24 protein-coding genes and 1 tRNA gene are annotated in these 24,930 nt (G+C 45.1%); 18 read left to right on the top strand and 7 right to left on the bottom strand.

Annotation, left to right across the window (positions count from 1 at the left end):
* Positions 1-9 precede the first annotated feature (9 nt).
* From cydB to QTN94_RS08365, 12 genes are all read left to right on the top strand, one after another.
* A complete protein-coding gene (gene cydB, locus QTN94_RS08420; RefSeq protein WP_331415994.1) occupies positions 10-1,146 on the top strand; it encodes a cytochrome d ubiquinol oxidase subunit II in 1,137 nt (378 codons plus the stop codon).
* A 12-nt stretch (positions 1,147-1,158) separates the two neighbouring features.
* Positions 1,159-1,266, top strand: a complete 108-nt coding sequence (cydX, locus tag QTN94_RS08415; protein ID WP_000270284.1) for a cytochrome bd-I oxidase subunit CydX — start codon at positions 1,159-1,161, stop codon at positions 1,264-1,266.
* Complete coding sequence (gene ybgE, locus QTN94_RS08410; protein ID WP_331415993.1) at positions 1,259-1,561, top strand: cyd operon protein YbgE; 303 nt, start codon at positions 1,259-1,261, stop codon at positions 1,559-1,561. Before cydX ends, ybgE begins: the two co-directional genes overlap by 8 nt.
* A 168-nt stretch (positions 1,562-1,729) precedes the next feature.
* The gene (ybgC, locus tag QTN94_RS08405; protein ID WP_331427434.1) at positions 1,730-2,149 is read left to right on the top strand and encodes a tol-pal system-associated acyl-CoA thioesterase; all 420 of its coding nucleotides are present in this window, start codon (positions 1,730-1,732) and stop codon (positions 2,147-2,149) included.
* Positions 2,139-2,834: a protein TolQ gene (tolQ, locus tag QTN94_RS08400; protein WP_138972451.1), complete on the top strand. Its 696-nt coding sequence runs from the start codon at positions 2,139-2,141 to the stop codon at positions 2,832-2,834. The genes ybgC and tolQ overlap by 11 nt, the downstream gene beginning before the upstream one ends.
* Before the next feature lie 5 nt (positions 2,835-2,839).
* A complete protein-coding gene (locus QTN94_RS08395) occupies positions 2,840-3,283 on the top strand; it encodes an ExbD/TolR family protein (protein ID WP_138972452.1) in 444 nt (147 codons plus the stop codon).
* Between the two features lie 12 nt (positions 3,284-3,295).
* The gene (gene tolA / locus QTN94_RS08390) at positions 3,296-4,363 is read left to right on the top strand and encodes a cell envelope integrity protein TolA (protein ID WP_331427433.1); all 1,068 of its coding nucleotides are present in this window, start codon (positions 3,296-3,298) and stop codon (positions 4,361-4,363) included.
* A gap of 52 nt (positions 4,364-4,415) precedes the next feature.
* On the top strand, positions 4,416-5,729 hold the full coding sequence (gene tolB / locus QTN94_RS08385; RefSeq protein ID WP_443088787.1) for a Tol-Pal system beta propeller repeat protein TolB: 1,314 nt from the start codon (positions 4,416-4,418) through the stop codon (positions 5,727-5,729).
* A gap of 34 nt (positions 5,730-5,763) precedes the next feature.
* A complete protein-coding gene (gene pal / locus QTN94_RS08380) occupies positions 5,764-6,291 on the top strand; it encodes a peptidoglycan-associated lipoprotein Pal (RefSeq protein ID WP_138972454.1) in 528 nt (175 codons plus the stop codon).
* Between the two features lie 14 nt (positions 6,292-6,305).
* Positions 6,306-7,079 carry a tol-pal system protein YbgF gene (ybgF, locus tag QTN94_RS08375; RefSeq protein ID WP_331427431.1) on the top strand — a complete coding sequence of 258 codons (774 nt, stop codon included), beginning with the start codon at positions 6,306-6,308 and terminating at the stop codon, positions 7,077-7,079.
* Positions 7,080-7,215: 136 nt separating this feature from the next.
* A complete protein-coding gene (gene nadA, locus QTN94_RS08370) occupies positions 7,216-8,277 on the top strand; it encodes a quinolinate synthase NadA (RefSeq protein ID WP_331427430.1) in 1,062 nt (353 codons plus the stop codon).
* Positions 8,278-8,382: 105 nt separating this feature from the next.
* Positions 8,383-9,417, top strand: coding sequence for a potassium channel protein (locus QTN94_RS08365; RefSeq protein ID WP_331427429.1), 1,035 nt, complete (start codon positions 8,383-8,385; stop codon positions 9,415-9,417).
* Positions 9,418-9,461: 44 nt separating this feature from the next.
* Here the strand turns inward: QTN94_RS08365 and QTN94_RS08360 are convergent, their stop codons facing one another.
* Positions 9,462-10,031 carry a UPF0149 family protein gene (locus tag QTN94_RS08360; protein WP_331415987.1) on the bottom strand — a complete coding sequence of 190 codons (570 nt, stop codon included), beginning with the start codon at positions 10,029-10,031 and terminating at the stop codon, positions 9,462-9,464.
* Positions 10,032-10,158: 127 nt separating this feature from the next.
* Here QTN94_RS08360 and QTN94_RS08355 point away from each other — a divergent pair, with 127 nt between their 5' ends.
* The 3 genes from QTN94_RS08355 (at position 10,159) to QTN94_RS08345 (ending at position 13,520) form a co-directional block, all read left to right on the top strand.
* Positions 10,159-12,591, top strand: a complete 2,433-nt coding sequence (locus QTN94_RS08355) for an ATP-binding protein (protein WP_331427428.1) — start codon at positions 10,159-10,161, stop codon at positions 12,589-12,591.
* 228 nt (positions 12,592-12,819) lie between these two features.
* Positions 12,820-13,269 (top strand): L-alanine exporter AlaE, encoded by a 450-nt coding sequence (locus QTN94_RS08350; protein ID WP_138972460.1) that lies wholly within the window; start codon positions 12,820-12,822, stop codon positions 13,267-13,269.
* A gap of 163 nt (positions 13,270-13,432) precedes the next feature.
* Positions 13,433-13,520: transfer RNA gene (locus QTN94_RS08345), tRNA-Ser, on the top strand.
* A gap of 502 nt (positions 13,521-14,022) precedes the next feature.
* Here QTN94_RS08345 and QTN94_RS08340 read toward each other — a convergent pair.
* The 5 genes from QTN94_RS08340 to QTN94_RS08320 form a co-directional block, all read right to left on the bottom strand.
* The gene (locus QTN94_RS08340) at positions 14,023-14,433 is read right to left on the bottom strand and encodes a hypothetical protein (RefSeq protein WP_138972463.1); all 411 of its coding nucleotides are present in this window, start codon (positions 14,431-14,433) and stop codon (positions 14,023-14,025) included.
* A complete protein-coding gene (locus QTN94_RS08335) occupies positions 14,430-15,569 on the bottom strand; it encodes a PAAR domain-containing protein (protein WP_138972464.1) in 1,140 nt (379 codons plus the stop codon). The genes QTN94_RS08340 and QTN94_RS08335 overlap by 4 nt, the downstream gene beginning before the upstream one ends.
* 38 nt (positions 15,570-15,607) lie before the next feature.
* A complete protein-coding gene (locus QTN94_RS08330; RefSeq protein ID WP_331427427.1) occupies positions 15,608-15,976 on the bottom strand; it encodes a hypothetical protein in 369 nt (122 codons plus the stop codon).
* Between the two features lie 255 nt (positions 15,977-16,231).
* Entirely contained in the window at positions 16,232-19,990 is a 3,759-nt protein-coding gene (locus tag QTN94_RS08325; protein ID WP_331427426.1) for a hypothetical protein, read from the bottom strand.
* Positions 19,991-20,105: 115 nt separating this feature from the next.
* Positions 20,106-20,879: a helix-turn-helix transcriptional regulator gene (locus tag QTN94_RS08320; protein WP_331427425.1), complete on the bottom strand. Its 774-nt coding sequence runs from the start codon at positions 20,877-20,879 to the stop codon at positions 20,106-20,108.
* A 350-nt stretch (positions 20,880-21,229) separates the two neighbouring features.
* Between QTN94_RS08320 and QTN94_RS08315 the strand changes: the two genes are divergently transcribed.
* Positions 21,230-22,654, top strand: a complete 1,425-nt coding sequence (locus tag QTN94_RS08315) for a ubiquitin-like protein (protein WP_331427424.1) — start codon at positions 21,230-21,232, stop codon at positions 22,652-22,654.
* Between the two features lie 285 nt (positions 22,655-22,939).
* Here the strand turns inward: QTN94_RS08315 and QTN94_RS08310 are convergent, their stop codons facing one another.
* Complete coding sequence (locus tag QTN94_RS08310) at positions 22,940-23,437, bottom strand: lecithin retinol acyltransferase family protein (RefSeq protein WP_331427423.1); 498 nt, start codon at positions 23,435-23,437, stop codon at positions 22,940-22,942.
* Positions 23,438-23,532: 95 nt separating this feature from the next.
* On the opposite strand from QTN94_RS08310, the gene QTN94_RS08305 reads away from it, so the two are divergent.
* Positions 23,533-23,922 carry a helix-turn-helix domain-containing protein gene (locus tag QTN94_RS08305; protein WP_331427422.1) on the top strand — a complete coding sequence of 130 codons (390 nt, stop codon included), beginning with the start codon at positions 23,533-23,535 and terminating at the stop codon, positions 23,920-23,922.
* 79 nt (positions 23,923-24,001) lie between these two features.
* Positions 24,002-24,907, top strand: a complete 906-nt coding sequence (locus QTN94_RS08300; protein ID WP_331427421.1) for a restriction endonuclease — start codon at positions 24,002-24,004, stop codon at positions 24,905-24,907.
* Positions 24,908-24,930 lie beyond the last annotated feature (23 nt).

Here is a 24,930-nt window from a genome sequence, read left to right as displayed (position 1 = left end):
GATGATTAAATGTTTGATTACGAAATCTTACGCCTTATCTGGTGGATCCTAATTGGTGTCCTAATGGTAGGTTTCGCTGTGACCGATGGTTTTGATATGGGTGTTGCTGCGCTTTCACCTGTTATCGGTAAAAGCGACACTGAGCGTCGTATTATGCTCAACACGATTGCCCCTCACTGGGATGGCAACCAAGTTTGGCTAATCACTGCTGGTGGTGCGCTATTTGCGGCGTGGCCATTAGTGTACGCAACGTCGTTCTCTGGTTTCTACCTAGCAATGTATGTAACTCTGGCTGCGCTTTGGTTACGTCCACTTGCTCTTGATTACCGTTCAAAGATCGAAGAACCAAAATGGCGTAAAGCTTGGGACTACGCACTTTGCTTTAGCGGTACCGTACCACCAATCATCTTTGGTGTGGCATTTGGTAACCTGCTACAGGGTGTACCATTTGAGCTGAACGATCTGCTAATGTCTCAGTACAAAGGGACTTTCTTCGCGCTACTTAACCCATTCGCTCTGCTCTGTGGTGTGTTAAGCCTGATGCTATTTGTCCTGCAAGGTGCAACATGGCTACAGATGAAAACCACTGAAGCGTTACATGAGCGCGCACGTAACGTTGCTCAAATCGCAGGCCTTGTTGCGGTGGCACTATTTGTTGCTGGTGGCTTCTGGGTGCAAAACATCGAAGGTTACGTGTTAACGAGCACAATCGATACGTTTGCAGACTCTAACCCACTAAACAAAGAAGTGGCTCTACAAGCAGGTGCTTGGATGACCAACTTCGAAACTTACCCTGCAATGTGGATTGCGCCAGTTCTTGGTGTATTCATGCCATTGCTCGCGGTAGTAGCATCTCGTTTTGAGCGTGGTGGTTTTGCATTCCTATTCTCAAGCTTGTCTAACGCAGGTGTCATTCTTACTGCTGGTTTTGCAATGTTCCCATTTGTCATGCCTTCAAGTTTGGTACCAAACCACAGCTTAACCATGTGGGATTCAACGGCTAGTGAGCTCACTCTCGGTCTGATGACGGTGGTTGCGGCGGTAATGGTTCCTGTGATTCTTGGCTACACGACTTGGACTTACTACAAAATGTTCGGTCGTCTAGATAAGAAACATATCGAAGACAACGACGTTTCAGCTTACTAAGGAGCATTGACTATGTGGTATTTTGCATGGATTTTAGGTGTACTACTCGCGTGTGCATTCGGAATCATCAACGCTCTTTGGTTAGAGCACTCAGAAATGATGGACAAAGACAGTGAGTAATCTCGCTGCGCAGGTCGCTAAGTTACATGCACCTGTCGATAAGACTCTGTTTAGAGTCTTATCCCTAGTTCTGGGTTTCTATCATGTTGCTATGGTAATGTGGGATCCAGAACTCTATTCCGCCTCAATTGGTGGCTTTAATGCGATTATCTCTCCACTGATGATCTGGGCGATCTGCTCTAGCATGGTGTTTGGAGTAGGATTTAAACCACGCAATTGGTACTGGCAGCTTTTGTTCAGTCCATATTGCTCATTGACGATACTGATTTACTTAACGGTTATTCGTCTCTTGTAGTGAGGTGGGGTTAAACTCCATACATTTTGTATAAAAAAAGCGCGACTCCTTGAAGGGGTTGCGCTTTTTTTTGTTTCAAGCATTGAAAACACTCAATTACGCTTGCACAGGTAGTGACGAGTTGCGTTATAGTATCCCTTTAGCAAAAACCAAGTTGTGGACACAAACGTGCAGGATACCAACACAAAGTTTGAGTGGCCGGTGACGGTTTATTATGAAGATACCGATGCGGGAGGAGTGGTTTACCATTCTAACTATTTAAAGTTTTTCGAACGTGCTCGTACCGAGCTACTTCGTACAATTGGTGTATCGCAACAACTGTTATTGGAACAAAACCTCGGCTTTGTAGTCCGACACATGGACATCGATTTTTTACAAGGTGCTCGTCTTGATGATCACCTGACGGTAACAACTCAAATTGCTGACCTTAAAAAAGCATCCTTAACCTTCTGTCAGGAGATCGTTAATCCTGACGGTAAAATATTGTGTAAGGCAATGGTTAAGGTAGCATGTATCGATAATAAGAAAATGAGGCCAAGAGCTATGCCTCAATCAATAGTTATGGAGTTAACTAATAGTGACCGCTGATATCTCGATGCTTGACCTATTCTTACAGGCCAGCCTGTTAGTCAAAATGGTTATGCTGATTTTGTTAGGTATGTCGATCGTCTCTTGGGCGATGATCATCAAGCGTAGTAAAGTGCTTTCTCAGGCTTCTAAAGAAGCAGAAACGTTTGAAGACAAATTCTGGTCTGGTACTGATCTTTCGATCTTGTACCAGAACGCAAAGAAGCGTAAGGACGAACTGGGGGGTACAGAAGAGATTTTCTATTCTGGCTTTACCGAGTTTGCTCGTCTACGCAAATCCAATGCAGATTCTCCTGACTTTATTATGGAAGGAACAGGACGTGCAATGCGCGTTGCGGTTTCTCGCGAAGTGGATGAACTTGAGACTAATCTGCCGTTCCTTGCGACGGTAGGCTCAATCAGCCCGTATATCGGTCTTTTTGGTACGGTATGGGGTATCATGCATGCCTTTATCGCGCTAGGTGAGGTGAAGCAAGCCACGCTCGCTATGGTTGCTCCGGGTATCGCAGAAGCATTGGTTGCAACGGCAATGGGTCTATTTGCTGCTATTCCAGCAGTGATGGCGTACAACCGTCTAAGTAACAAAGTCGGTAAGTTAGAACATAACTACGCGACCTTCTCAGAAGAGTTCCACAGCATCCTACACCGTCAGGCTATGGCGGGCAGAGAATCGGGTAAGGAATAACTGCGATGGCTGGTTACCAACCCAAAAAGCGCAAAATGACTGCCGAAATCAACGTGGTGCCGTACATCGATGTGATGTTAGTACTGTTGATTATTTTTATGGTGACGTCACCTTTTGTTACCCAAGGCGTTGATGTTGAATTGCCAAAAACAGCAACAGCACAGCCCGCTTCCGAATTAGCGGGCGATAGTGATGCGAGCTTTATCATTGTCGAAATCGACAGAGAGGGTAACTTGGGCTTGAGCGTGAATGATGAAGAAGTCATGCGTGGTATTTCACTGCAAGATCTTATTGTCCGTGTCAAAGCGGAACTGTCACTCAAACCCGATTCGCCTGTTGCCGTAGGTGGTGACGCTGCAACGCCATATGCTGACGTTGTTTTGGTACTGGATGAATTAAGCCGTGCTGGTATTCCTAAGGTTGGATTGCTAACGGACATAAAGGAATAGCTTTCGTTGTCCATGAAAGAAACTAAATCTAAACAGAACGACTACAAGAAGCCGATAGCGATATCGGCGGCTTTGCACGCACTCTTAATCGTCGCCTTGATCTGGGGGACTGATTTTACCATGTCGAAACCTGAGCCAACGGGCAATATGGTACAGGCTGTGGTGATTGACCCAAGCCTTGTTAGGCAGCAAGCGCAGCAAATTCGTAGTCAGCGTGAAGAAGCGGCGAAAAAAGAGCAAGACCGTTTGGATAAGCTTCGTCGTGAAAGCGAGCAGTTAGAAAAGAACCGCAAAGCTGAAGAAGAGCGGATCCGTAAGCTAAAAGAGCAGCAAGCGAAAGAAGCGAAAGCCGCTCGTGAGGCTGAAAAACAACGTATTGCTAAAGAGAAAGAGCGCAAAGCGGAAGAGCAACGTGCGCGTGAAGAGAAGCAACGTGTCGCTAAGCTCGAAGAAGAGCGCAAAGCAAAAGAGCAAGCGATCAAAAAAGCGGAACAAGAACGATTAGCCAAAGAAGCGGCGATTGCCAAAGCAGAGCAAGAGCGAATCGAACGTGAAAAAGCGGCCAAAGTGGCTGAAGAGAAAGCACGTCGTGAGCGTGAAGCAGCGGAAAAAGCGGAACAAGACCGCATAGCCAAAGAAAAAGCAGCGAAAGAAGCCGCGGAGAAAGCTCGTCAAGAGAAAGAACGCTTAGAGCGAATTGAACGTGAGCGTAGAGAGCAAGAAGCGGCACTGAACGATATTTTTGCTGGCCTAGAGACGGAGGCTGAAGCCAATACTTCAGCTCGGTCAAGCCACGTTGCAAACGAAGCGCAGCGCTATGGGGCGATCTATAGCCAACTTATTCAGCAAAATCTCCTACTGGAGGACAGCTTTAGGGGAAAGTCTTGTCGAGTTAACTTGCGTCTGATCCCTACTGGAGCAGACGCAATATTAGGTAATTTGTCGGTTTTAGGCGGAGACAGCCGTTTGTGCGCAGCTACGAAGCGCGCGGTGGCACAGGTGAACAGTTTCCCGCTGCCTAAAGACCCTGACATTATCGAAAAAGTTAAGAATATCAATTTAACCGTAGTACCTGAGTAATAAGGAAAAGCTTGTGTTAAAGCGACTAGTATTAGGATGTATGCTCACCGTGATGAGTGCGTTTCACGTAGCCAATGCGGCACTGGAACTTGTGATTACAGATGGTATCGATTCGGCTCGTCCAATCGCTATTGTGCCGTTTAAATGGGAAGGCAGCACTAAGTTACCTGAAGATGTCTCTGCGGTGATCGCATCGGATCTTCAACGCAGTGGTAAATTTAGCCCAGTGGCGACCAGCAAAATGCCACAAACACCCTACAGCGATGCCGAAGTAGACTTTAATGCTTGGACTGGTTTAGGCGTGGATGCTTTAGTTACCGGCTCAATCTCGCAAGATGCCAAAGGCGACTATGTGATTAACTACCAACTTGTTGATGTGGTTCGTGGTCAACTGACTCAAGGTCAAAGCAAGGCGCTTAGCGATGATGGTCAGTTGGTACTATCGAAAGATCATGTACTATTTAACAAGCGAGCGACGGTACCGGGTAAACGCATGAGAGAGTATGCTCACCGTATCTCTGATCTGGTTTATGAGGCACTTACTGGTGAGAAGGGCGCGTTCCTGACTCGTATCGCCTATGTGGTGGTGAATGATAAAGATCAGTTCCCGTACCAGTTACGTGTTTCTGACTATGACGGTTACAACGAGCGCCTTGTGCTTCGTTCTAAACAACCTTTGATGTCACCAGCATGGTCACCAGATGGTAAAAAACTGGCTTATGTTAGCTTCCAAAATGGCCAAGCTGAAATCTTCATCATGAACATCTACACAGGTGAGCGTGAGAAAGTTACGTCATACCCTCGTCACAATGGTGCGCCAAGATTCTCTCCGGATGGTTCTCAGCTCGCACTCGTGTTGTCGAAAACAGGCAGCTTGCAGGTATACACGCTAGACCTGAATACTCGTAAATTGACTCAAATTACCAGCGGTCGAGCGAACAATACTGAACCGTTTTGGCATCCAGATGGTAAATCTCTCATCTTTACTTCGGATCGGGGTGGAAAACCTCAGATTTATCAAGTAGATTTGGCAAGCGGCTCAACCAAACGTATTACATGGCAGGGGAGCCAGAATCTAGGTGGTCAAATTACCCCTGATGGTCGCTTCTTGGTAATGGTCAATCGTAGCAACACAGGTTTCAACCTAGCCAAGCTAGATCTTGAAACGGGCGCTATGCAGACGTTGACTAAAACGTTGCTAGATGAGTCACCAAGTATCGCTCCGAATGGTGGCATGGTGATTTACAGCTCTATCTACAACAAAACCAATGTTCTTTCTATGGTGTCTATTGATGGACGCTTTAAAGCAAGGTTACCGGCAACAAATGGTCGAGTTCGTGCTCCAGCATGGTCACCGTTTTTGTAGCAAGTAAGTATCAATAATAAAGGAAACTATAACAATGCAACTAAACAAAGTTCTTAAAGGGCTTCTAATTGCGCTACCAGTTCTAGCGGTTACAGCATGTAGCTCAAGTGACGATGCGGCAAATGCTTCTGGTTCTACTGAGACAAACCAAACTCAAACTGTAGACAACACAGTTGTTTCACCAATCGACCAAAACGGCCTATTGTCTGAGCAAGAGCTAAAAGAGCAAGCACTACGCGAAACTCAAACTATCTACTTTGCTTTCGACAACGCAACTATCGCTAGTGATTACGAAGAAATGCTAGCAGCACACGCAGCATACCTAAGCAAAAACCCAGCTCTAAAAGTCACTATCGAAGGTCACGCGGATGAGCGTGGTACTCCTGAGTACAACATCGCACTAGGCGAGCGCCGTGCTAACGCAGTTGCTAAATACCTAGAAGCTCTTGGTGTTCAAGCTGACCAAATCTCTATCGTAAGCTACGGTGAAGAGAAACCACTTCTTCTAGGTCAATCAGAAGATGTATACGCTAAGAATCGCCGTGCAGTTCTAGTGTACTAATTGAGGAAAACCTCATGTTCAGTAACCTTAAGCGCATTGTTACGCTAACGTTACTGGCAAGTGCAGCGAGTACTGTTCTCGCTGCACCAGCTCCAGTATCCGACCTAAGCGGTAGCAATTCCGCCACTTCTTCGTCTTCAGTTCGTAGTAACGAAACTGATGTTCAGCGCTTAGAGCGCCTATTGGAAAACCGCAATCGTGTTCAGTTGCAAATGCAGCAGCAATTAGACGATATGGCTAATGAAATTAGCGATTTGCGTGGCCAGCTTGAAAAAAGTACCTATGACATGCAGCAGATGTTGCAGCGTCAGCGAGAGTTATTTATTGAACTCGATAAAGTACGAGCTCAAGCGGCAGCCCCAGTAGCTAAGACAGAACAGACAGATTCAGCGGCTAACACTGGTGGTACATTTAGCTCTGATATCGATGAGCAAACAGCGTATCAAAACGCAGTAGACTTGATTCTTAAGAAACGAGACTATACGGGTGCGATTGCTGCTTTTCAGCAGTTCCAGAAAGACTATCCAGATTCGAGTTTCACGCCAAACTCTCACTATTGGCTTGGCCAACTTTACTTTGCTAAGAAGCAAGATAAAGACGCAGTGAAGAGCTTTGCTGCCGTGGTGACTTACAAAGATTCAAACAAGCGTGCGGATGCACTGGTTAAACTTGGTGAAATCGCCGAGCGTAACAACAATGCTGCGCAAGCGAAAAAGTACTTCCAACAAGTGGTTGACGAGTACCCGAACAGTGCTTCGGCTAAGCTAGCGAACACCCGCTTGAATTAATAAAAATTGCCATGAAAAGGAGCGCTCGTCGCTCCTTTTTTCTTTCCTGTCTATCTTATTACTAGGGAAACTGGAATAGACTCGCTTGTTGAGGTTACAATACGCGGATTACCGGAAGTTGCGTAGAGCAAGAGCAATGAGCCACATATTAGATACGATTGAAACAGTTTACCCTTTCCCTCCAAAGCCAGTACCGCTGACATCTGAACAAAAACAAGCGCATGTTGAAAACATCAAAGCGCTGCTTAAAGAAAAAGATGCGGTCCTAATTGCCCACTATTACACTGACCCTGAAATTCAGGCGTTAGCAGAAGAGACGGGTGGTTTTGTTGGCGACTCCCTCGAAATGGCTAAGTTTGGCAACCGCCACCCAGCGAGCACCCTAATCATCGCTGGTGTTCGCTTTATGGGTGAATCTGCCAAGATTCTTACGCCTGAAAAGCGTATTTTGATGCCGACCTTAGAAGCCGAGTGTTCACTTGACCTTGGTTGTCCAGCGGATAAGTTTACTGAATTCTGTGATGCACACCCTGACCACACCGTTGTGGTTTACGCCAACACTTCGGCGGCGGTTAAAGCACGTGCTGATTGGGTTGTGACATCAAGTATCGCACTAGAGATTGTTGAGCACTTAGATTCTGAAGATAAGCCAATCATCTGGGGTCCAGACCGCCATTTAGGTTCTTACATCGCGAATAAAACTGGCGCAGATATGTTGCTTTGGCAAGGTGAGTGTGTGGTTCACGACGAGTTTTCCGCCGACGCTTTACGCAAGATGAAAGGTCTCTACCCAGAAGCCGCGATTTTGGTTCACCCTGAGTCTCCGGCAAGCGTTGTTGAACTCGCAGACGCAGTGGGTTCAACCAGTCAGCTAATCAAAGCGGCAAAAGAGTTGCCACAGCAGAAGATGATCGTTGCAACGGACAAAGGTATCTTCTTCAAGATGCAACAGTTGGTTCCTGAGAAAGAACTGATTGAAGCACCAACAGCAGGGGCGGGCGCGACATGCCGCAGCTGTGCACATTGTCCTTGGATGGCGATGAATGGCCTGAAAGCGATCGAATCGTCGCTACGTGATGGTGGTAAAGAGCATGAAATCTTTGTTGATGAAGAAGTTCGTGTTAAGTCACTGATCCCATTGAACCGTATGCTCGACTTCGCTGAGCAACTGAATATGCAAGTGAAAGGCAACGCGTAAACGTAGAGTGTTGTCACAGATATAAAAACCAGCTTTCGTGGCTGGTTTTTTTATACTTGTGTTTGGGTTTAAATAACCATTCGTGAGTTAGAGGTAAGGAGCACCATGTCTCTTTGGTTAACGTTTAAAAAATGGTTGAATTCCAACCTGTTTAATCTGAGCAATCGCAACCTTGCGCTCTTGGTTGTTGCCTATATTGTTGTTTCTTGGGCGCTACTTAGCCTGAGTGGTGAGCATGCACTCACTTCAGAACCTTCGACCTTTATCTATTTTTTGATGGTGACGGCATCAACGGTGGGTTATGGCGACCATTCACCACAAACCTCGCTCGGTAAGTGGATTGTCGTATTGCTTGTTATTCCGGGTGGATTAACCCTGTTTGCGGCTTTAATTGGACGCTTAGCAGGCGGCGCCGTGGATTACTGGCGTGCAGGTGTATTAGGAAAACGGAGAGTTGGTGTGGAAAATCATATATTGCTTTTAGGATGGAATGGACAACGAACTATTCACCTGATTCGAATGCTGCAACATGAAGAAGAGGGAAAGCGTCCGATTGTGTTGTGTAGTCGTTCGGATATTGAAAACCCACTTCCTGGTGAAATTGGATTCGTCAAAGTGACCAGTTACACCGACACACAAGAGATGGAAAAGGCCGCAATTGATAAGGCTGGCTGTATTGTGGTTGATAATTTGGAAGACGATATTACTCTTTCGGCCGCTCTCTACAGCGCCAATGTCAATCCGAGTGCGCATCTACTCGCCTATTTTAAAGATGAGGCGTTGAGCCGACTGCTAAACCAGCACTGCCCGAATGCTGAGTGTATTCCAGCTGTAGGGGCAGAGATGCTTGCAAAGGCAGCGGTTGACCCAGGTTCGAGTGCGCTTCATCAAGAGCTGTTAGCGTCGACTCGAGGTATGACGCAATACTCCACCGTCTATCCGCAATCTATGTCACCGATTAAGGTCGAACTGGCCTTCGACTATATGAAGCGCCACTTTCACTCAACCTTGATTGCTTTAGATGTAGGAAAAGGAATAGAACTCAATCCGGATCTGGAGCGTGAGATTGTCGCCGGAGCCAAGATTTTTTATATCGCCGACGAGCGAATAGAGAATTTTGAATGGGAAAAACTCAGCTAGTATCAATGGCCGTTCGGATTTGCGAGCGGCCATTTTCAATAGTGTTACTCTTGTTCAGCCAGCATTGAGCCGCGCATAGCCAGTCCGCACAGCATGGTTGGAATTGCGTTGAAGATCTCTTCAAACTGTTCTAGACCTTCAATCCCTTGCTCAGACAATGTAGCGATTGAGGTCTCTGGATCGTAAAGCATACTTAGCGATAACAGCACGCCGCCAAGTAAGGCGTTGTCTTCGCTGTCTTCTGGCATAATGGTTTCCCAATCATCACGAGAAAGCTGCCAGCCTTGCAATACGCCTTCACAAAAGTCGCGAGTGGCTTCAGTAACGATATCTTCTTCATCTAGTGCGCAGCCTTCTGGCCACTGCCACTGGTTCGACAGTAGAGCAGGGCGGTATGCATTCCATAACGCTATAATCTGCTCAACATAGCTTTCGAGCTGCTCGCCATCACTAAAAGGCGCGACTTCTTCACCACCCCATAGGAAAGGTAGCCATTCATGGGGAGTAAGGATATGAGGCGCGGCTGCCATAGCAGTAATAAAACCATGGGTCTTCGCTTCGTTGATGAGCTTACCTTCAAGCTCTGGTAATGCGAGCAGTTGTTGTAGAGTCAATTTAGACACCCTATTAAAATCAGGACATGTGATATGGCAATGGTAACAGCCCAGACTTGGGAGAAAAAGGTTGCTGTCACGATATATTCGCTATAATTTTTTATAAACAGTCAAAATTCAAAGATTTATGGATATACGTTCATCACTGAAACGGAAGAGCATCGTCGCCCTAGCGGTTTACCTCGCTATGGTGATCACCTTAATTGGTACCATTAGCTATTTGGTGGTAGAGCCTCCTACGCGTGAACAACTAGAAATGAATCTCGATTTGCGAACTCAGCTCATCTCGTCGCAGATTGGGGAGCCAATTAACAGTTCTCTGGGGATCTTGCAGGGAATTGTGAGTTTGGGCAGCAACCCCGATGATCAAGAACATCAGGCCGAGATGCTATATAACCTCTTCTCTCTGATTGATGGCGTTACCGTTAGCGGCGGTTTGTGGCCAGTGCCGCCCTCCATTGATCAGGATACGGGGCTTAAAAGCCTTTTCTTTAACCGAGCTAATGATGGGCAGGTGGATCGGATTTTGTCGTGGGATAACCCTGAATCCGGTGGATACGATCAGGAATCGTGGTACGTCTCTGTCGTCGAAAAACCGATTGGTACCGTTTCTTGGTCCCCGGTTTATATTGACCCTTTTACCCATGTTCAGATGATTACCGCTTCTTCGCCTTACTACGTCAATGGTGTCTTTGCTGGCGTGGCGACGGTAGATATCTCACTACAAACACTCGTTGAATTTGTTCGCTTACATGCTGAGGAGTATGACTTAGGGGTTCTCCTGAGGGACGGCTACGGTGACGTGATCATGGAATATAACTTTCAGTTGGCAGATGGTATCTATATTAGCCAGTATCAGTTCGGGGATTTCAACTGGAGCGTCGATGTGGTCAACGCCAAACGCTTAGTGGACGAACAGGTTTATGATGTAGTGTCTAAGGTTGAAGCCGCGATCGTACCGATCATGCTTGTTTGTGTCATGCTAGGTTACTTCCTTATCAACCGTTTTCTCATTGCGCCAATCAGTGTCATCGCCCGCAGTGTTGATATGTCTAAAGAGGGCGGTAGCATCGACATCCGCTACAACAGCAATGATGAGATTAAGTATTTGATCGATTCGTTCAACCAAAAAACGGTCTACTTAGAAGCAGAAAAAATCAAGGCTCAAGCCTCTACAAAAGCGAAAAGTGCTTTTCTTGCGACTCTGTCTCATGAGATTCGAACCCCAATGAATGGGGTGCTGGGCACCGCGCAGATCTTACAGAAGACAGAGCTCAACCAAGAGCAGCGCAAACACCTAAAAACACTCTATGAGTCAGGGGAGCACATGATGACCTTGCTGAATGAGATCCTCGATTTCTCTAAAGTAGAGCAAGGGCACCTTGAGCTTGAGTACCATCCATTCCCGTTGGAATCGATCATCGGCAGCGTAAACAGCGTTTACTACACCTTGTGTGCAGAGAAGGGGCTGCAATTTAAAGTCTATTCTGAAGTTCCGACAACGCGTTGGTATAAAGGTGACAAAGCTCGTTTGCGGCAGATTTTGTTCAACCTGCTCAACAATGCAGTTAAGTTTACCTCACGAGGCTACGTTGAAGTCTATTTCAAAGAAGAACAGCGCAACGCTCGAAATTACCTACTGATCCGAGTGAGAGATACCGGCATAGGCATTAAGAAAGATGCCCAGAAGAAAGTATTTAAGCCGTTTGAACAGGCAGAATCTTCCACCACTAGGCGCTTTGGTGGTACAGGGCTTGGTCTAGCGATCGTAAAACAGCTATGTGAACTTATGGAGGGGGAAGTGCGGCTTACCAGTGAGTTAGGGATTGGTTCGAGCTTTGAAGTTTCACTCTGTATTGAGCAGTGCCAGCCAGTGTTCTCTGAGTTGATTGAACATCGCAAGCTGGATTACAACGGCTTAAAAGTACTGATTGTTGAAGATAATCGAACCAATGCAATTATCCTGAATACCTTTATGACCAACAAAGGGTTTACTTGTGAGTGTGTAGAGAACGGTGAACTGGCGGTACATGCTATTGCAACAGGAAGCTATGACTTGGTGCTTATGGATAACCATATGCCTGTCATGGATGGCGTAGAAGCAACTTCGGCAATCAGAAGCCTAGCGGGCTTTCAGAGTGAGATCTTAATCTTTGGATGTACTGCCGATGTGTTTAAAGACACGCGTGAACGAATGTTTGGCGCAGGAGTGAACTACATTGTTTCTAAACCGATAGACGAAACTGAGTTGGATGATGCCCTGCTAAGCCACTCAGATAAGTTATATCAGTTCAAGTCAGAGCTATTCCGCTGCTCAAAGGAAAATACTGCAATCAAGCTTGAAGAGCCTTTGATGATGTTTTTCATGGCGATTGAAAATCAAGAACTCGCAGAGGCGCAGGAACGTTTAGGCTCAATAAAACAGCAGCTTGAAGGCGTAGCTGTCCCTTTGCTTCAGGAAAATATCGATACCATTTCATCCTGTTTGGCCGCAGGAGAACTCCCCAACCAAGATGACTTAGATGTCCTTGCTGTACAAATGAAAGACTACTGTAACTAAATTACACCAAGTTGAGTGTTTTTTAATCTAGATTTCAATAGGTAGCGAATTTATCTAACTTTATCACCAAAAGTGGTTGTTTATTTACCACTTGAGTTTAACTTCAGCATCCAATTCTGAATAATTAGTGCTCTAATAGCGACATAAACCAGTGTGCTTTCTGGTTGTGGTTGAAAGTTTTATTGTGTCGTTGTTTTTGTAGTAATTTATGTTGAGGTAAGGGTAAAAATGAAAGCTCGTGGGCCTTTTTGCATCCGTAACGCGGCTGCAGATACGTTTGCAATGGTAGTGTTCTGTTTTGTATCTGGAATGATCATTGAGATCTTTATTTCAGGAATGACTTTTGAGCAATCGCTGGCATCAAGAACGCTTTCTATTCCTGTCAATATCGCCATTGCGTGGCCATATGGTCTTTTCCGCGACTTTATGCTTCGTCAGGGCCGACGCATTTCAGACTCTGGTGTGGCGAAAAACCTAGCTGACCTTATCGCTTATGTTCTGTTCCAGTCTCCGGTTTATGCTGCCATCCTGTTCACGGTAGGCGCTTCAACGGATCAAATTATTACGGCTGTAACGTCTAACGCTATTGTCTCTTGTGGCATGGGCGTACTATACGGTTACTTCCTTGATATGTGCCGCAAGTGGTTTCGAGTACCGGGCTACTATCAACAAGCCTAGTTGGTAAGCCGCAACCGCTTCAGTTGGACTAATCATGAACGAATTAGCTAGTAAGTGAGCAAACAAGCCAACAACAGCGCTTTTTTTAGGGATTGGGCTTGACCTAACTTAATAGAATCATTAAATTAGCGCCTCGTTGGTTAACGAAACCAACCTACAATACGGTGAGTTGTCCGAGTGGCTGAAGGAGCACGCCTGGAAAGTGTGTATACGGCAACGTATCGAGAGTTCGAATCTCTCACTCACCGCCACATTCTAAAAGGTCTGATTTATCAGGCCTTTTTTCATATCTGAATGTTCTAAAAGATAGCAAGAGCCCACACTGGAGCTCACACATGCTATCAAACCATCGATTACCCTCACGCAAAGCATTGTATCTTTTTACCAGTAGAACAGCAGCCTGTTCGACCAACTAAAGCCATTACCAAGCCAGAGCTTAAGTCGCTTTTACAGGCTCAGCGTCACCGTGAACCTTTTATGAGTAAGAACTCTTTCCTACCTAAAACTTTTCACACTGGCTGACATCTAGAACGTAATCTCGAAGTAAATTCTGATAGTCCATGAAGGAAAGTTGGCAACCTCAATACAGCATAACGTCCTTGTATTTGTTCATGTTTCTGTAGTTTTAAAACCGACCAAACCATAACGAATAAGAAGAAAAAGAATAGGTTCGATATTGCCAACCATCCAAAAACGATAAGAAACATTAAGACAATAATATTTTCCAAATTTGTTCCTAACTAGCTACAGTAGTTAATCATTTTGGGATTTTAGCGTTTGGCACAGATCTTCAGTTATGGCATAAGTTCGACTAGAGTATCGACTGGAGAGCTTGCGTTCACTTTTGCATTCCACATAGTTAGTTACGTTCGCGTGGGATTGATTATAAAGTCCTATAGCAAGCAATGGAGCCACAACCAAACCGAGGATCACTAAGACACGATTAGCATCTCCAATAGGTAAACGGAGAGTAAACTCATCTTTAATCACATAAATAATCAGGTATGGGCATATTAATAGCATCCCAAAGCTCGCCCAAATATTTAATAGGCCATCAAGCACAATCTTACCATCGTTTGAGAAAGCACTGGTGATTTGGTCACTGACCTGAATGTAAGCTCCAATAGTTACTAGAAGGCCAATTATTATTCGCACAAAGTTCATTCGAAATACTTTTCAGCCTCTTTTACAAAATCTTCAGAATAACCATACTCATTATCTATATGATCAAGTCCCTTACCGATGTAAAAAGAAGTTACCGTAAAAAATAATCCTGTTGCCAAAACGCCAATTGTTGCAGGGACAAAGGCTGCCGTAAGCAATGCTGCACCTCCCAATGAAATAAAGCCTTTAACCATATCGACAGAAGAGTTACCAACAAACTCTGCCATGGTAGCTTCATCTCGTAATGCATAGTCAAGGGCATTAATACCAATTGAAACAGCAAACTCTAAACCGACATTAAAGCGAACGTATCGAGTTGCTCCTTTTAGATCATTTAGCCCTAAGCTCATCTTAATAATTCTTGAGTTATTTGCTTTCCACTTATGACCACGCTCAAGAGTTTTCAGATGCTTGCGATAGTTTTTGATAATGATCCAGTCTTGACCATTAATTGTTTTTGTATAGGACTGGACTTTTAATCCACCTAAACCTTTAGCAACCATGTATGCATCATACGAACCTTTACCTAAGCCCAAACCATAATTTTTTATATCACCTAACGTACTTTTGCCCCCTAAATCTTCATAGAGATTTTGGGCAAACTCTTCAGCTTCTTCAACAGATAGCCAAGCATAATCTTTAATTGGCTGCTCATAGATCACTTTCAGCTCTTTCTTTCCTTCAGGCGCTAATGGATTATAAGGAGGCCAATAAGCATTTTTAGGGTCTATCTGAGGAGTAGCAGCTTGAGAAGCCGTAGATGCATTTGAGGGGCTTAATTGCTGGCTATTAAGGCTTTGGTTCGAAGGTGCTGACGTCATCGAAACACCTGAACCAAAACTTACATTTTCTCCCACATTAACCGAACTATTTGACTCAAGAATGAAGTTATCTGGGCAATTACACAGAATCTGATATCCACTTAATGCCGCTTGCTGCCCATTAGGAAGATAGACTTTGTTACCATTGCCGACAGGAACAATAATCCCTTTACCTTTACAGCTTTTGCGCCCAGAGGCGCAAGAGCCGTATTGATGAATAGAGGTCGCTGGCTTCCCTTCAACAATCACATCATTATGACCTTCGAGTACAACACCGCCTGTTGTGGTTCCTGTCCCTTTAGTAACAAACTTCATAACAATACTCTTTGGTTAATGTTGAATGGTTTTCCAGCCTAATAATAGGAAACACGACGAAGCGTAGCGCTCTTCTTGAATCGAGGGGGAGTGCTCTGGGCATTGAAAATTGATTTTTTTGAAATCGACATTTCTAAACGATTGAGATCGGAGAACGAATAAACCTTCCACTTTCCTTTTAAAGCTTCGTCACCATTTGCGTTCATACGTATACATTGAATATAAGCATCCAATTTTGAACAAAACAGAGCAAGCCCACTCCTATACCCCGCTGTGCCAATCCAAGAAGTTTCTAGCCAAGGCTTGTTAGAAATTGTTCGATCTTCTCTCGCTATACACCAAAGTGGCAGCTCAGCTTGATAGTTGTTGCCATTGGGCAGATAAAACGCGACTTTCTGATTCTTCATATGATTAATAGTGACTAAAACAAAAATCCCATCAGACTACAAAACCTGTTTAAAAGTAAGGTTAGCTTATACAAATAATTGAGTATTCCTTAGAGATAAAACTGAAAATGTGATTCCCATTCAAAGAGTTGAGCTAAGACTTAAGGTGTCTGATGTCCCTGCAACTTTCTGCAACTTTCTAGTGAGTCGTTTTTATGGCGCGGGATCAAGCGACCCAACGAAGAGGCTGCATATAAGCAGCCTCTATGGTATTGCCTACCGATAACCATCAAATCGATAAATTTGATCTAGGATTTCCCCTTGTCCGGAGCTGACATCGGGCCATGTGGTGTCATACCAGAAGGTTTTAAACGATAAGTCGCTACTGCCTGAATTAATTAGCTCGTTAAGTTCATACGATCCAGTGTAGTCTGGATGGGTCACTTCTATCGTTAAGCGCCCATCTACTACGTACCAAGTAAAACCAAACTCACCATCTTGTGCATCGACAAACGCACCTTCTCCATTGGGTTTAAAGTAGAGTTGCTCTTCTTTAACAAAGGTTCGTTGGCCATTATTATCTGCATAATGACCGACTAGCCAGTTGCCGCGAACATTGGGGTTTATACCAGCAAGCAACTCGGCGCTAAGCTTGCTGCCATCACCCATCTGTTGATAACAACTGGCCAAGGCTGAATCATAATCTTGCAATGTGCCATATGCGGCTGGTTTGTCGTTCTGTTCATCCCACGGGGAGTTTTGTGCAGAGCAACTTTCGGCCATGGATACATTCGGCTCGTAGGTGGTCAGTTCCATACCACTGATCTCGCTAAACTCTACACCATCGTCTTGCCACCTAAAGAAGCCAAGTAAACTAAACTTTCCTCCTTGTTGGGCGATGTAGGCGAAATACTCTTGGTCACCACCGTTATTAATCGACACTATACCATTCTCATCAATCGCCCAGCTGAAGGGAACTCGGAAACCATTTGATTCATAATAATCACCGCTGCCGTTGGCGAGGAACTTATAGCTAAGCCAGAAGGTATCGCTCTCCTGATAGTGCAACGTTAGCCCTTCTAAATAGCTGCTATCAATACCGATGTAACCGCACATATACGCTGCTGCCAGATAGTCACTGTATGTATCAACGTTACCTTGGAGCAGTAAATTCTGTGATTCACAAAGGTGATAGCTAGGATTTAGGACTTGATCTAAACGCTGCTCTGCCACCTGCTGATCGGTAAACAATTGACCAAGGTTGCTGGTCCAGCTAAAGCGTTGTGGATCCATGTCTAAGTTATACATATCTATGCGTTGGCGATAGTAAGCACTCGGTGTTGGCTGGATGTTATTAGCGTTAATCGGAGCGGTTAAGATAAGATCCGGACCGTTGCTGACAACATAGCTGTCGGGCAAAACACCATCGTCGGTTAAGGTAAGAGGAACCACGGTTGGCGTACCATCGGTCAAGCGTGGGTCTTGAGTAACCGCAAACCATTGACGTGGAGAGCCGTCTGCTAAGTATTGGAAAGTCTCGTTGGGCAATGAGGCGGCATAACGATTCAAGCCAGGGATGATTGAACCATCTATGTCGTACATCGATGTTCCACCAGAGCGAGCTGCTTCGATTCTTTCCGCAAGTTGAGAGACATCGGTGCTACCCCATTCATCAAAAGAGAGGGTTGTCCAAATATCATCTTGTTGGCGGCTGTAAATGCGATAAGCTTGACCTATGTTGTCACTTGCAGCTGTAAAGTTGTAGTCATCTAGCGCCAGATGTGCCCAAGTGACATACTCATTGCGTTCAGTGTCAGAAACATCATCAGAGTCCATTTGCCACCAGTGGAAGCGGTAACCTTCTGGCGACTGTCCATCCACTCGTTTGGTGTTGTCATCAGCAAGCACAAATCGTTGGCCGAAATGCTGCTGACTTCCATCAGATCGGGTAAGTAGCTGATAGTCGTACCAATAGCTAGTTAAGTTGTCCCAATTGTTCGCAGTGTAGTTAAAGTCGGCGTACTCCTCATGAATACCATCTTGTGGATTATCCCAGATCGGACGGGCATACCCATACTCGTAGCTACCATCCTGATTGTTGGTGAGGCTTAAAACTGTGTTAATGGTACCATCGGCCTCCCAATCTTGCTTATCTTCGACTTCAATATCGATAAGGTCCTGGATCACGGTACGATTATGGCTGATATAATCTTGTGGCTGTGTTTGGCCGTTATTTAAGTCGAATCCTGCTACCACAAACTGCTTCATTGTCGTGGTCACGACTTGCTGGTTGTTATTGGTCGCAATGTTTAGGTTAAAGTGCTGAATGGTATCGATGCCTGTTAATTCAGTGGGGTGCTGACGTGAGCTGAAGTCAAGTCGGTCAAACTCACGTTGACCATCACCATTGACTCCTCCTTCAGGGCTGGCATCGCTTTCGTCGACATAACGCCAAAATGTTTCAGTGTTACCACTAGGGCTGCGGCTGCCAATATCAAGCAGTTGCCCCTCGAACTGTGCGTTGCCATCGAGATTAAAGTCAAAGCTAAATTCGTGGACTCGGGTAAAGTTTCCTGCCAAAGCCCATTCGCGACTCTCGGTTTGACCATAGACTTGGTGGTCATCTGCGGTGTAAAGGTGGTTGAGCGTTGTGCGCAGCGAGCCATCATTTAATTGCTCGACTCGTTTGCTAACAGCAACATTAAGCAACATAGGTTGTCGATGATTGATGTTAAGTACGGCTCGATGTGCGTCGTTGCTTTGATAAGTGTCGGCGACGGATTTGGTGCTGTCATCAGGGTAGGCGTCGCTGTTATCACCCACGTTATCCTTATCTTGGTCTGCCCATTCGGTTGGATCGTCGTCGAATAGGTCGGCATTATCGCCTACTTGGTCTCCATCGTTGTCGGCCCACTCTTCGCTATCGTTGGGGAATAGATCGATAATACTGTCTACACCGTCACCGTCGTGGTCACCTGCGATATTGGGATTGTTGGCTTCACTGTCTTGTTCGTCTGGATAGCCGTCGTTATCATCATCCAAATCAGCATTGTCACCTACACCATCCAAATCAAAGTCTTTTGTCTCATTGGGGTTAAAAGCGAATGCATCTTGGTTGTTACCCACACCATCACCATCGCTATCCAACCATTCATCTCCGTCATTGGGAAAGGCATCGAGCGAGTTTGGCACACCGTCTCCATCATCATCCAAGGGGGGATTATCCTGACTAGGAGGCTGGACCGGCGCTGGTGTATTGGCGAGCTGGTCCTCTTCGGTGTTATCTAACACCTGTTTGATTTTGTTGCTCACCGCTTCAACGACCATGAGTTCAGGAACCGTTTGACTCGCGTTGCTTCCCGCACTTTGTACATCCTGAACCAGATTGACCATTTGTTGTGGGGTAGAAGGTAATACCTGCTCGGATTTGACGATGTTTTGTGCCGCAAATGTCGATTTCTCGTTGCGAGTGGCGGGGTCAAGGTAGTCATCAAATAGAGCGTCAGGATCAAGCCCAAGTAAACTGGCTGCTTCATTAGCCGCTTGTTGCTTGAGCTGCTGATATTGCTCGGGGTCAGATAGTGCCGTCGGGTTCTTGTTCATGATTAGGTTGACCATCGACGACAGTGGCGTAATGTTGGCTTCGCCGGCGGGCGCAGAAAGTACCATGCTGCCTTGCATCACTTGACCACCAGGATTTGAGTTATTGATGGTGTCTTCATCGATTGTTTCACCAGCAATAGCGTGCACCACGATTTGATATTTTTGATAGTCTGGGATCGCAGAGACATCGAGCAACGCCACGCCACCTTCACCGGTTATCGCGCTCGGTTCACTTTCTGCGTCATGCAGGAAGTCTTGGTTAATATCGAGCCATACCTTCGCGTTACGTAAGTAACCATCTATGGCTTTGACTGAGTATTGTGTTGCCGTGGTGGAGCCTGTGGAAGAGGGGTTATCTCCGCCACTGTCACACCCGACTAACAACAGGGCACCAGTTAATCCTAGCGCCAAGGCGACCTTGTTGACTCTCATTTTGCCTCCCTAGCAATTGCGCACTTCATTGGGTCACAATCAGCTTAGAAAGCAGTCAGTTAAAGCTCATCACCCATTTGGGGGATGAATGATTCTTAACTGCGCTCGGCTTGATTTATATCAATTCCGCTAGACGTGAAGGGGGACTTATCCATCGCTCAGTTGGTGCCGGTTTACGCTCAAAAAAATAACGACTCAGCAGTTGATTTTGATGGCGACAGTCGGTCTTGTGTAAGATTTGTTTGATTTGGCTGCGCACTGTCTCTTTCGATACATTACGTATTTTGGCGACCTCGCTGCCATCGTAGCCTTGTGACAACAAGTAGAGGACTGCCAACTCCGCGCTGGTTAACAGTTCTAATGGCAATCCTGAAGAAGTGTGTGTGGTTAATTGAGCAAAGCGGTTCTCCATCTCGCGCTCCGCTAACCAAAAGTTGCCCCAACAACCTAGAAACTGCCAAACGTTTTGCAACTGAGATTGGTCACGCGGGCTTAACCTCGCGTCGCCATGGCTACTTAGCATCAGGTAGTGTCCATGGTTTAGACGTACCAATCCACTATGAGAATGGTGAAGGTCGAGTGTAGGCACCAAGATGTCTTGAAAAATTGGGTCGCGAATGGTTTTTACCGGTAGCATCTGTTGCATGTACGTTAAGTCTCCCATCAATCCCATCTTCATGTAGTGGTGAAAAAAAACATCATGGTCGATGTGTTGCTGATAGATAGCCATTTGACGCATAGAAAAACCATGAACATATTGGTAGATGGGATTTTGACTGGCGTCGATAATCATTAGCACAAAATAATCCAATCCCAATCGATTCAGCTCGGTGGTGAGTAAATACTCTAAATTGCGGCCAGACAGATTGACGTATGTTGACCGTTGCATGCAGTCATTCATTGGCACCACCTTGATTTGCATCCCACCTGAATCGTGGGTATTGACTCGCTACCCTAATGATAAAACTAGCCAAAAATAAGCAATATCAATACAACCTAGATCAAACTATTGAAATACCAAACGTAAAAAGCCCCAATTGATTGACTTGCGTGCACCTTTGTGAACTAGACTGCAGCGGCTGTTCCGTTCCCTACCGAGCACGACTGTTCTGATCCTGATACACCCCACACAATACGAATTATTGAATGAATTGTTAATAGTGACGAGAGTTCTATATACTTCGCGCCTTATAACTGGTCGGAGCTATAACGCTCGCTTGATGATTTGAGATCCATAAAATGCAAAAAACTATTAGTGTTGTTGTTTCAATGCTTTGTCTACTCGCGCCCCTTCCTGCATTTGCTATGCAGATTTTTGTTAAAGTGCCTAGTGGAAAAACGATCACCTTGGATGTTGAAGCGTCCGATAGTGTTGAAAATGTAAAAGCCAAAATTCAAGATAAAGAAGGCATAGCGATTGATAGCCAGAGTTTGATGTTTTCTGGTCTTGTGCTTGAAGATGGCAGAACCCTTTCTGACTACAATATACAAAAAGAAGCCATTCTTCAGGTCACGTTAAAAAGTACTGATCCGGTTGAACCTCCAGCTATCGATCCTGATCTTGATAGCGTTCAGGACACTCCTCGCGCTCATGAGGTTGTTCAGCAACACATCGCAACTAACGCGACGCAACAAGCCAACCTTTTGCTGGCCGTGTTGCCTTCGACTGAACCGATTAAGAGTCAATCCAATCTTTCATCAAGTAGTTTCAATATAGCTAATCGAACGTCTGATAGTGGTGTTCGTATTTGGTCTAGTTTCACGGCGCAACAGACGGTGAAGGAGCGTGTTGGCTCTGTGGCTGGGTATGATGCAGAGACTAAGTACTTAGTCTTTGGCATGGACGCACCCGTCACCTCAACCTCTGTATCAGGGATCGCTTTGGGCGTGTTTGAAACTAAATTGTCGGCTGAAAATACCGCCAAATCGAGTGAAACTGGTTTTTCCGCTTTGCCATATTTTCAAGCCTGGGTTGATGATACCCTGTTTATTGAGTTCGCGGTTGGCAACCAACAAAGTCGCATTGAGCTTGAGTCACTATCCAATTCAGCGAAAGGTAAGACCGACGCGAGTACATGGTTAGCTTCTGCTCAAATACAGCAAGAGATGTTTAATGCTGAGCGTATCCCGTTGGCGTTATTTGTGACCTCAGATTGGCTCTATACACACAAAACACTAGAGGCTTATTCAGATTCAAGTAATGCTTTTTACGATGAAAGCTCGTTTCGTAACAGCTTACTTCGTATTGGTAGTGATGCAAAATACAGCCTTGAATATCAAGATTTCCTTTTAGACAGCGTTTTCGGGGTGAAATACCAAAAAGGGCTCTTAAGCGGCACACACCAAGACTACGATGCATTGGTAACACTGATGAAAATGAGTCTGGAGTGGCAGTCTTTCATCTCTCATCTTGAATATGAGTACTCACAAAGCAAGACGATACGCACCAAGCAACTTCAATTTGCGCTAGAGTATACCGCTCAGTTTAACCAAGATCTGACCATCAGCACATGGAGTAAAATGTCTTCTGCGCAACAATTTTCTCCTCAATATGCCAGTATTGGCACCAGATTCACTCACCGAGACTCGGGGATTAGTGCAGGATTCTCACTTCCCGTTATGACAACGGGAGAGGTGCTGTTGTCCTTTGACATCCCTTTGTGATGCCACACAGCAAGGCTCCTCACTCAACGCCCGCTTTCAATTAAAAAGACGTCCACGGACGTCTTTTTAATTGCCCAATACACCCACGGCCCACTATCAACAAACGGGTTAATGCTTCATCCCCTTCTCGTTGACGGGTTCTAAGGTATGTGTCCTTACAAGGTTTGTTACAAGGTTAAAAAATGTGGTATGCAAGTTATGCGATTTTTTGCGTGTTATTTGGGTACTCGTTTAGCCATACAAAAAAGTTAAGGAGTGGGTTCTATGCGTCCCACTCCTTTCTTTTCATACCACACAATCGTATCTACGAGCTGCATTGACAGCCATACACCCGATAAGACCACCAGCTAAAATATACAGCAAAGAGTTCTTCGATTGGTTGCAGTGAGCAAAAAGCAAACCTGCAACCGCGCCCAAGCCTGCCCCTTGTAGCTGCTCACTTGAAGGTTTGCCGTGTAGTACTGTAGAGGCTAAATGCTCACAGTTATTATCTAGCACCCCATATTTTCTCGCTTTCTTAATCAATTGCTCTGCTTGGTTGAACAGTTCATTTTTCTTTTCCTCACATAGGTGACTTAAGACTACTTTGATTGGCTTTCCATTTGCGTACTCTTCTAAGGTACAAATTTCTACGTTGCCATCTGGCGAGTTGTGAAGTACTCGCCCTTTACCTAGGTAGATTCCGGCATGCTCTACCAGCAGCTTTGAACGATAAAGTAGGTCACCAATACTAAGATTACTATTCATAATTTCCCCTTTTTGATTTAAAGTATGTGTATTCAAAATTAACAGATAAATACGTAAAACGCATATTGATGCGTTTAAGTTATACCTATGCGCTTAGTTGATCAAGTGTTATTTAGTTATTGGTGGCAAAAATGCAAGATAAAATGGTTTCTTACTCATCGATTCTGGGTGTGGTCGTCGCGAATAAGCGCAAAGAACTAGCCATAGAGCAGAGCGTATTAGCTGAAAAAATGGGGCTCTCACAAGCTAGCTATAGTCGTTTGGAATCAGGAAAGTCAACGTTCTCTGTTGATCAGATGTTTGAATGTGCTAAAGCTCTTGGTATTGCTCCAGATGAACTTTTTAATTCGGTTGTGAATACAGTTAATAATCTCAAGGAAAGTGAACAGGTGTCTGTTCAAGCCCAACCTAGAGGTAACGCCACAAAAGCTAAGTCTGAAGGGGGGAGCAATGTCGGTACTTTCATTGCGGGAGCGGCCTTGGGAGCATTAATAATTGGATTGGCTGGTAAGTCCAAATAAACGTAACGGATATCAATGTAACTGATTGTATATCCTGGTATATTGCCGAAAGTAAAAGTCAAAATGGTTAGGGTGTATAGTGCTTCCAAGTTATCAAGATTTAATGAAGCCAGTGTTAGAGGCTGCGAAGAATAAAGAAGTTAAGCTTAGCAACGTTGTAGACTTGCTAGCGGAGCAATTTAATCTGTCAGAAGACGAGAGAACTGAGCTGCTTCCTAGTGGACGACAAGCGGCTTTTACAAATCGCGTCGGATGGGCCAAAACCTATCTAGCGAAAGCAGGGCTTTTGGATTCGACAAGACGTGGTCATTTCGTGATAACTGAATTGGGGCAAGATGCTCTAAACAGTGGCGACGAGATTAATAACCAATACCTTAAACGTTTTGATGACTTCAATGCGTTCACGAAACAAAAGAACGGTGATTCAGACAAAGTTGAAGAGACAACAGTGTCTGATAGTGATGCGACGCCAGATGAAGTACTAAGGGCCGCTTACAAACAGATTAACGACGCGTTAGCCTCAGACATCCTGTCTCGAACACGTAAAGTGTCTCCAGCCTTCTTTGAGCAATTACTTATCGACCTGCTACTAGCAATGGGTTATGGCGGAAGCGATGAGGGTATGGCTCATACGCTTGGAAAGAGCGGCGATAACGGTGTAGATGGCGTGATTAATCAAGACCCACTTGGTGTTGACCAGGTTTACATTCAGGCCAAGCGTTATGCTGATGGAAACAATGTTAGTGCAGGTGAAATCCGAGACTTTTTTGGAGCACTTAATCTAAAGAAAGCACAGAAAGGTATTTTCATCACTACATCTGATTTTACCTCGTCAGCAACTCAGACAGCAAAAGACCTAGGTATGCGTATCGTGCTTATCAACGGTAAAGAGTTGGCTAAGCTGATGCTGCGTTACAACATTGGTAGCCGTAATGAAGATGTATTGTATTTGAAAAGAATTGATGAAGAATTTTTCGAAGGTTAATAAACGAAATAGAGCTTGGAACT

The organism is Vibrio sp. M250220, from assembly GCF_036533795.1.
In the GTDB taxonomy this organism is placed as follows: domain Bacteria; phylum Pseudomonadota; class Gammaproteobacteria; order Enterobacterales; family Vibrionaceae; genus Vibrio.
Note: the sequence above shows the minus strand (reverse complement) of the source record. Positions and strands in the feature narration are given on the sequence as shown.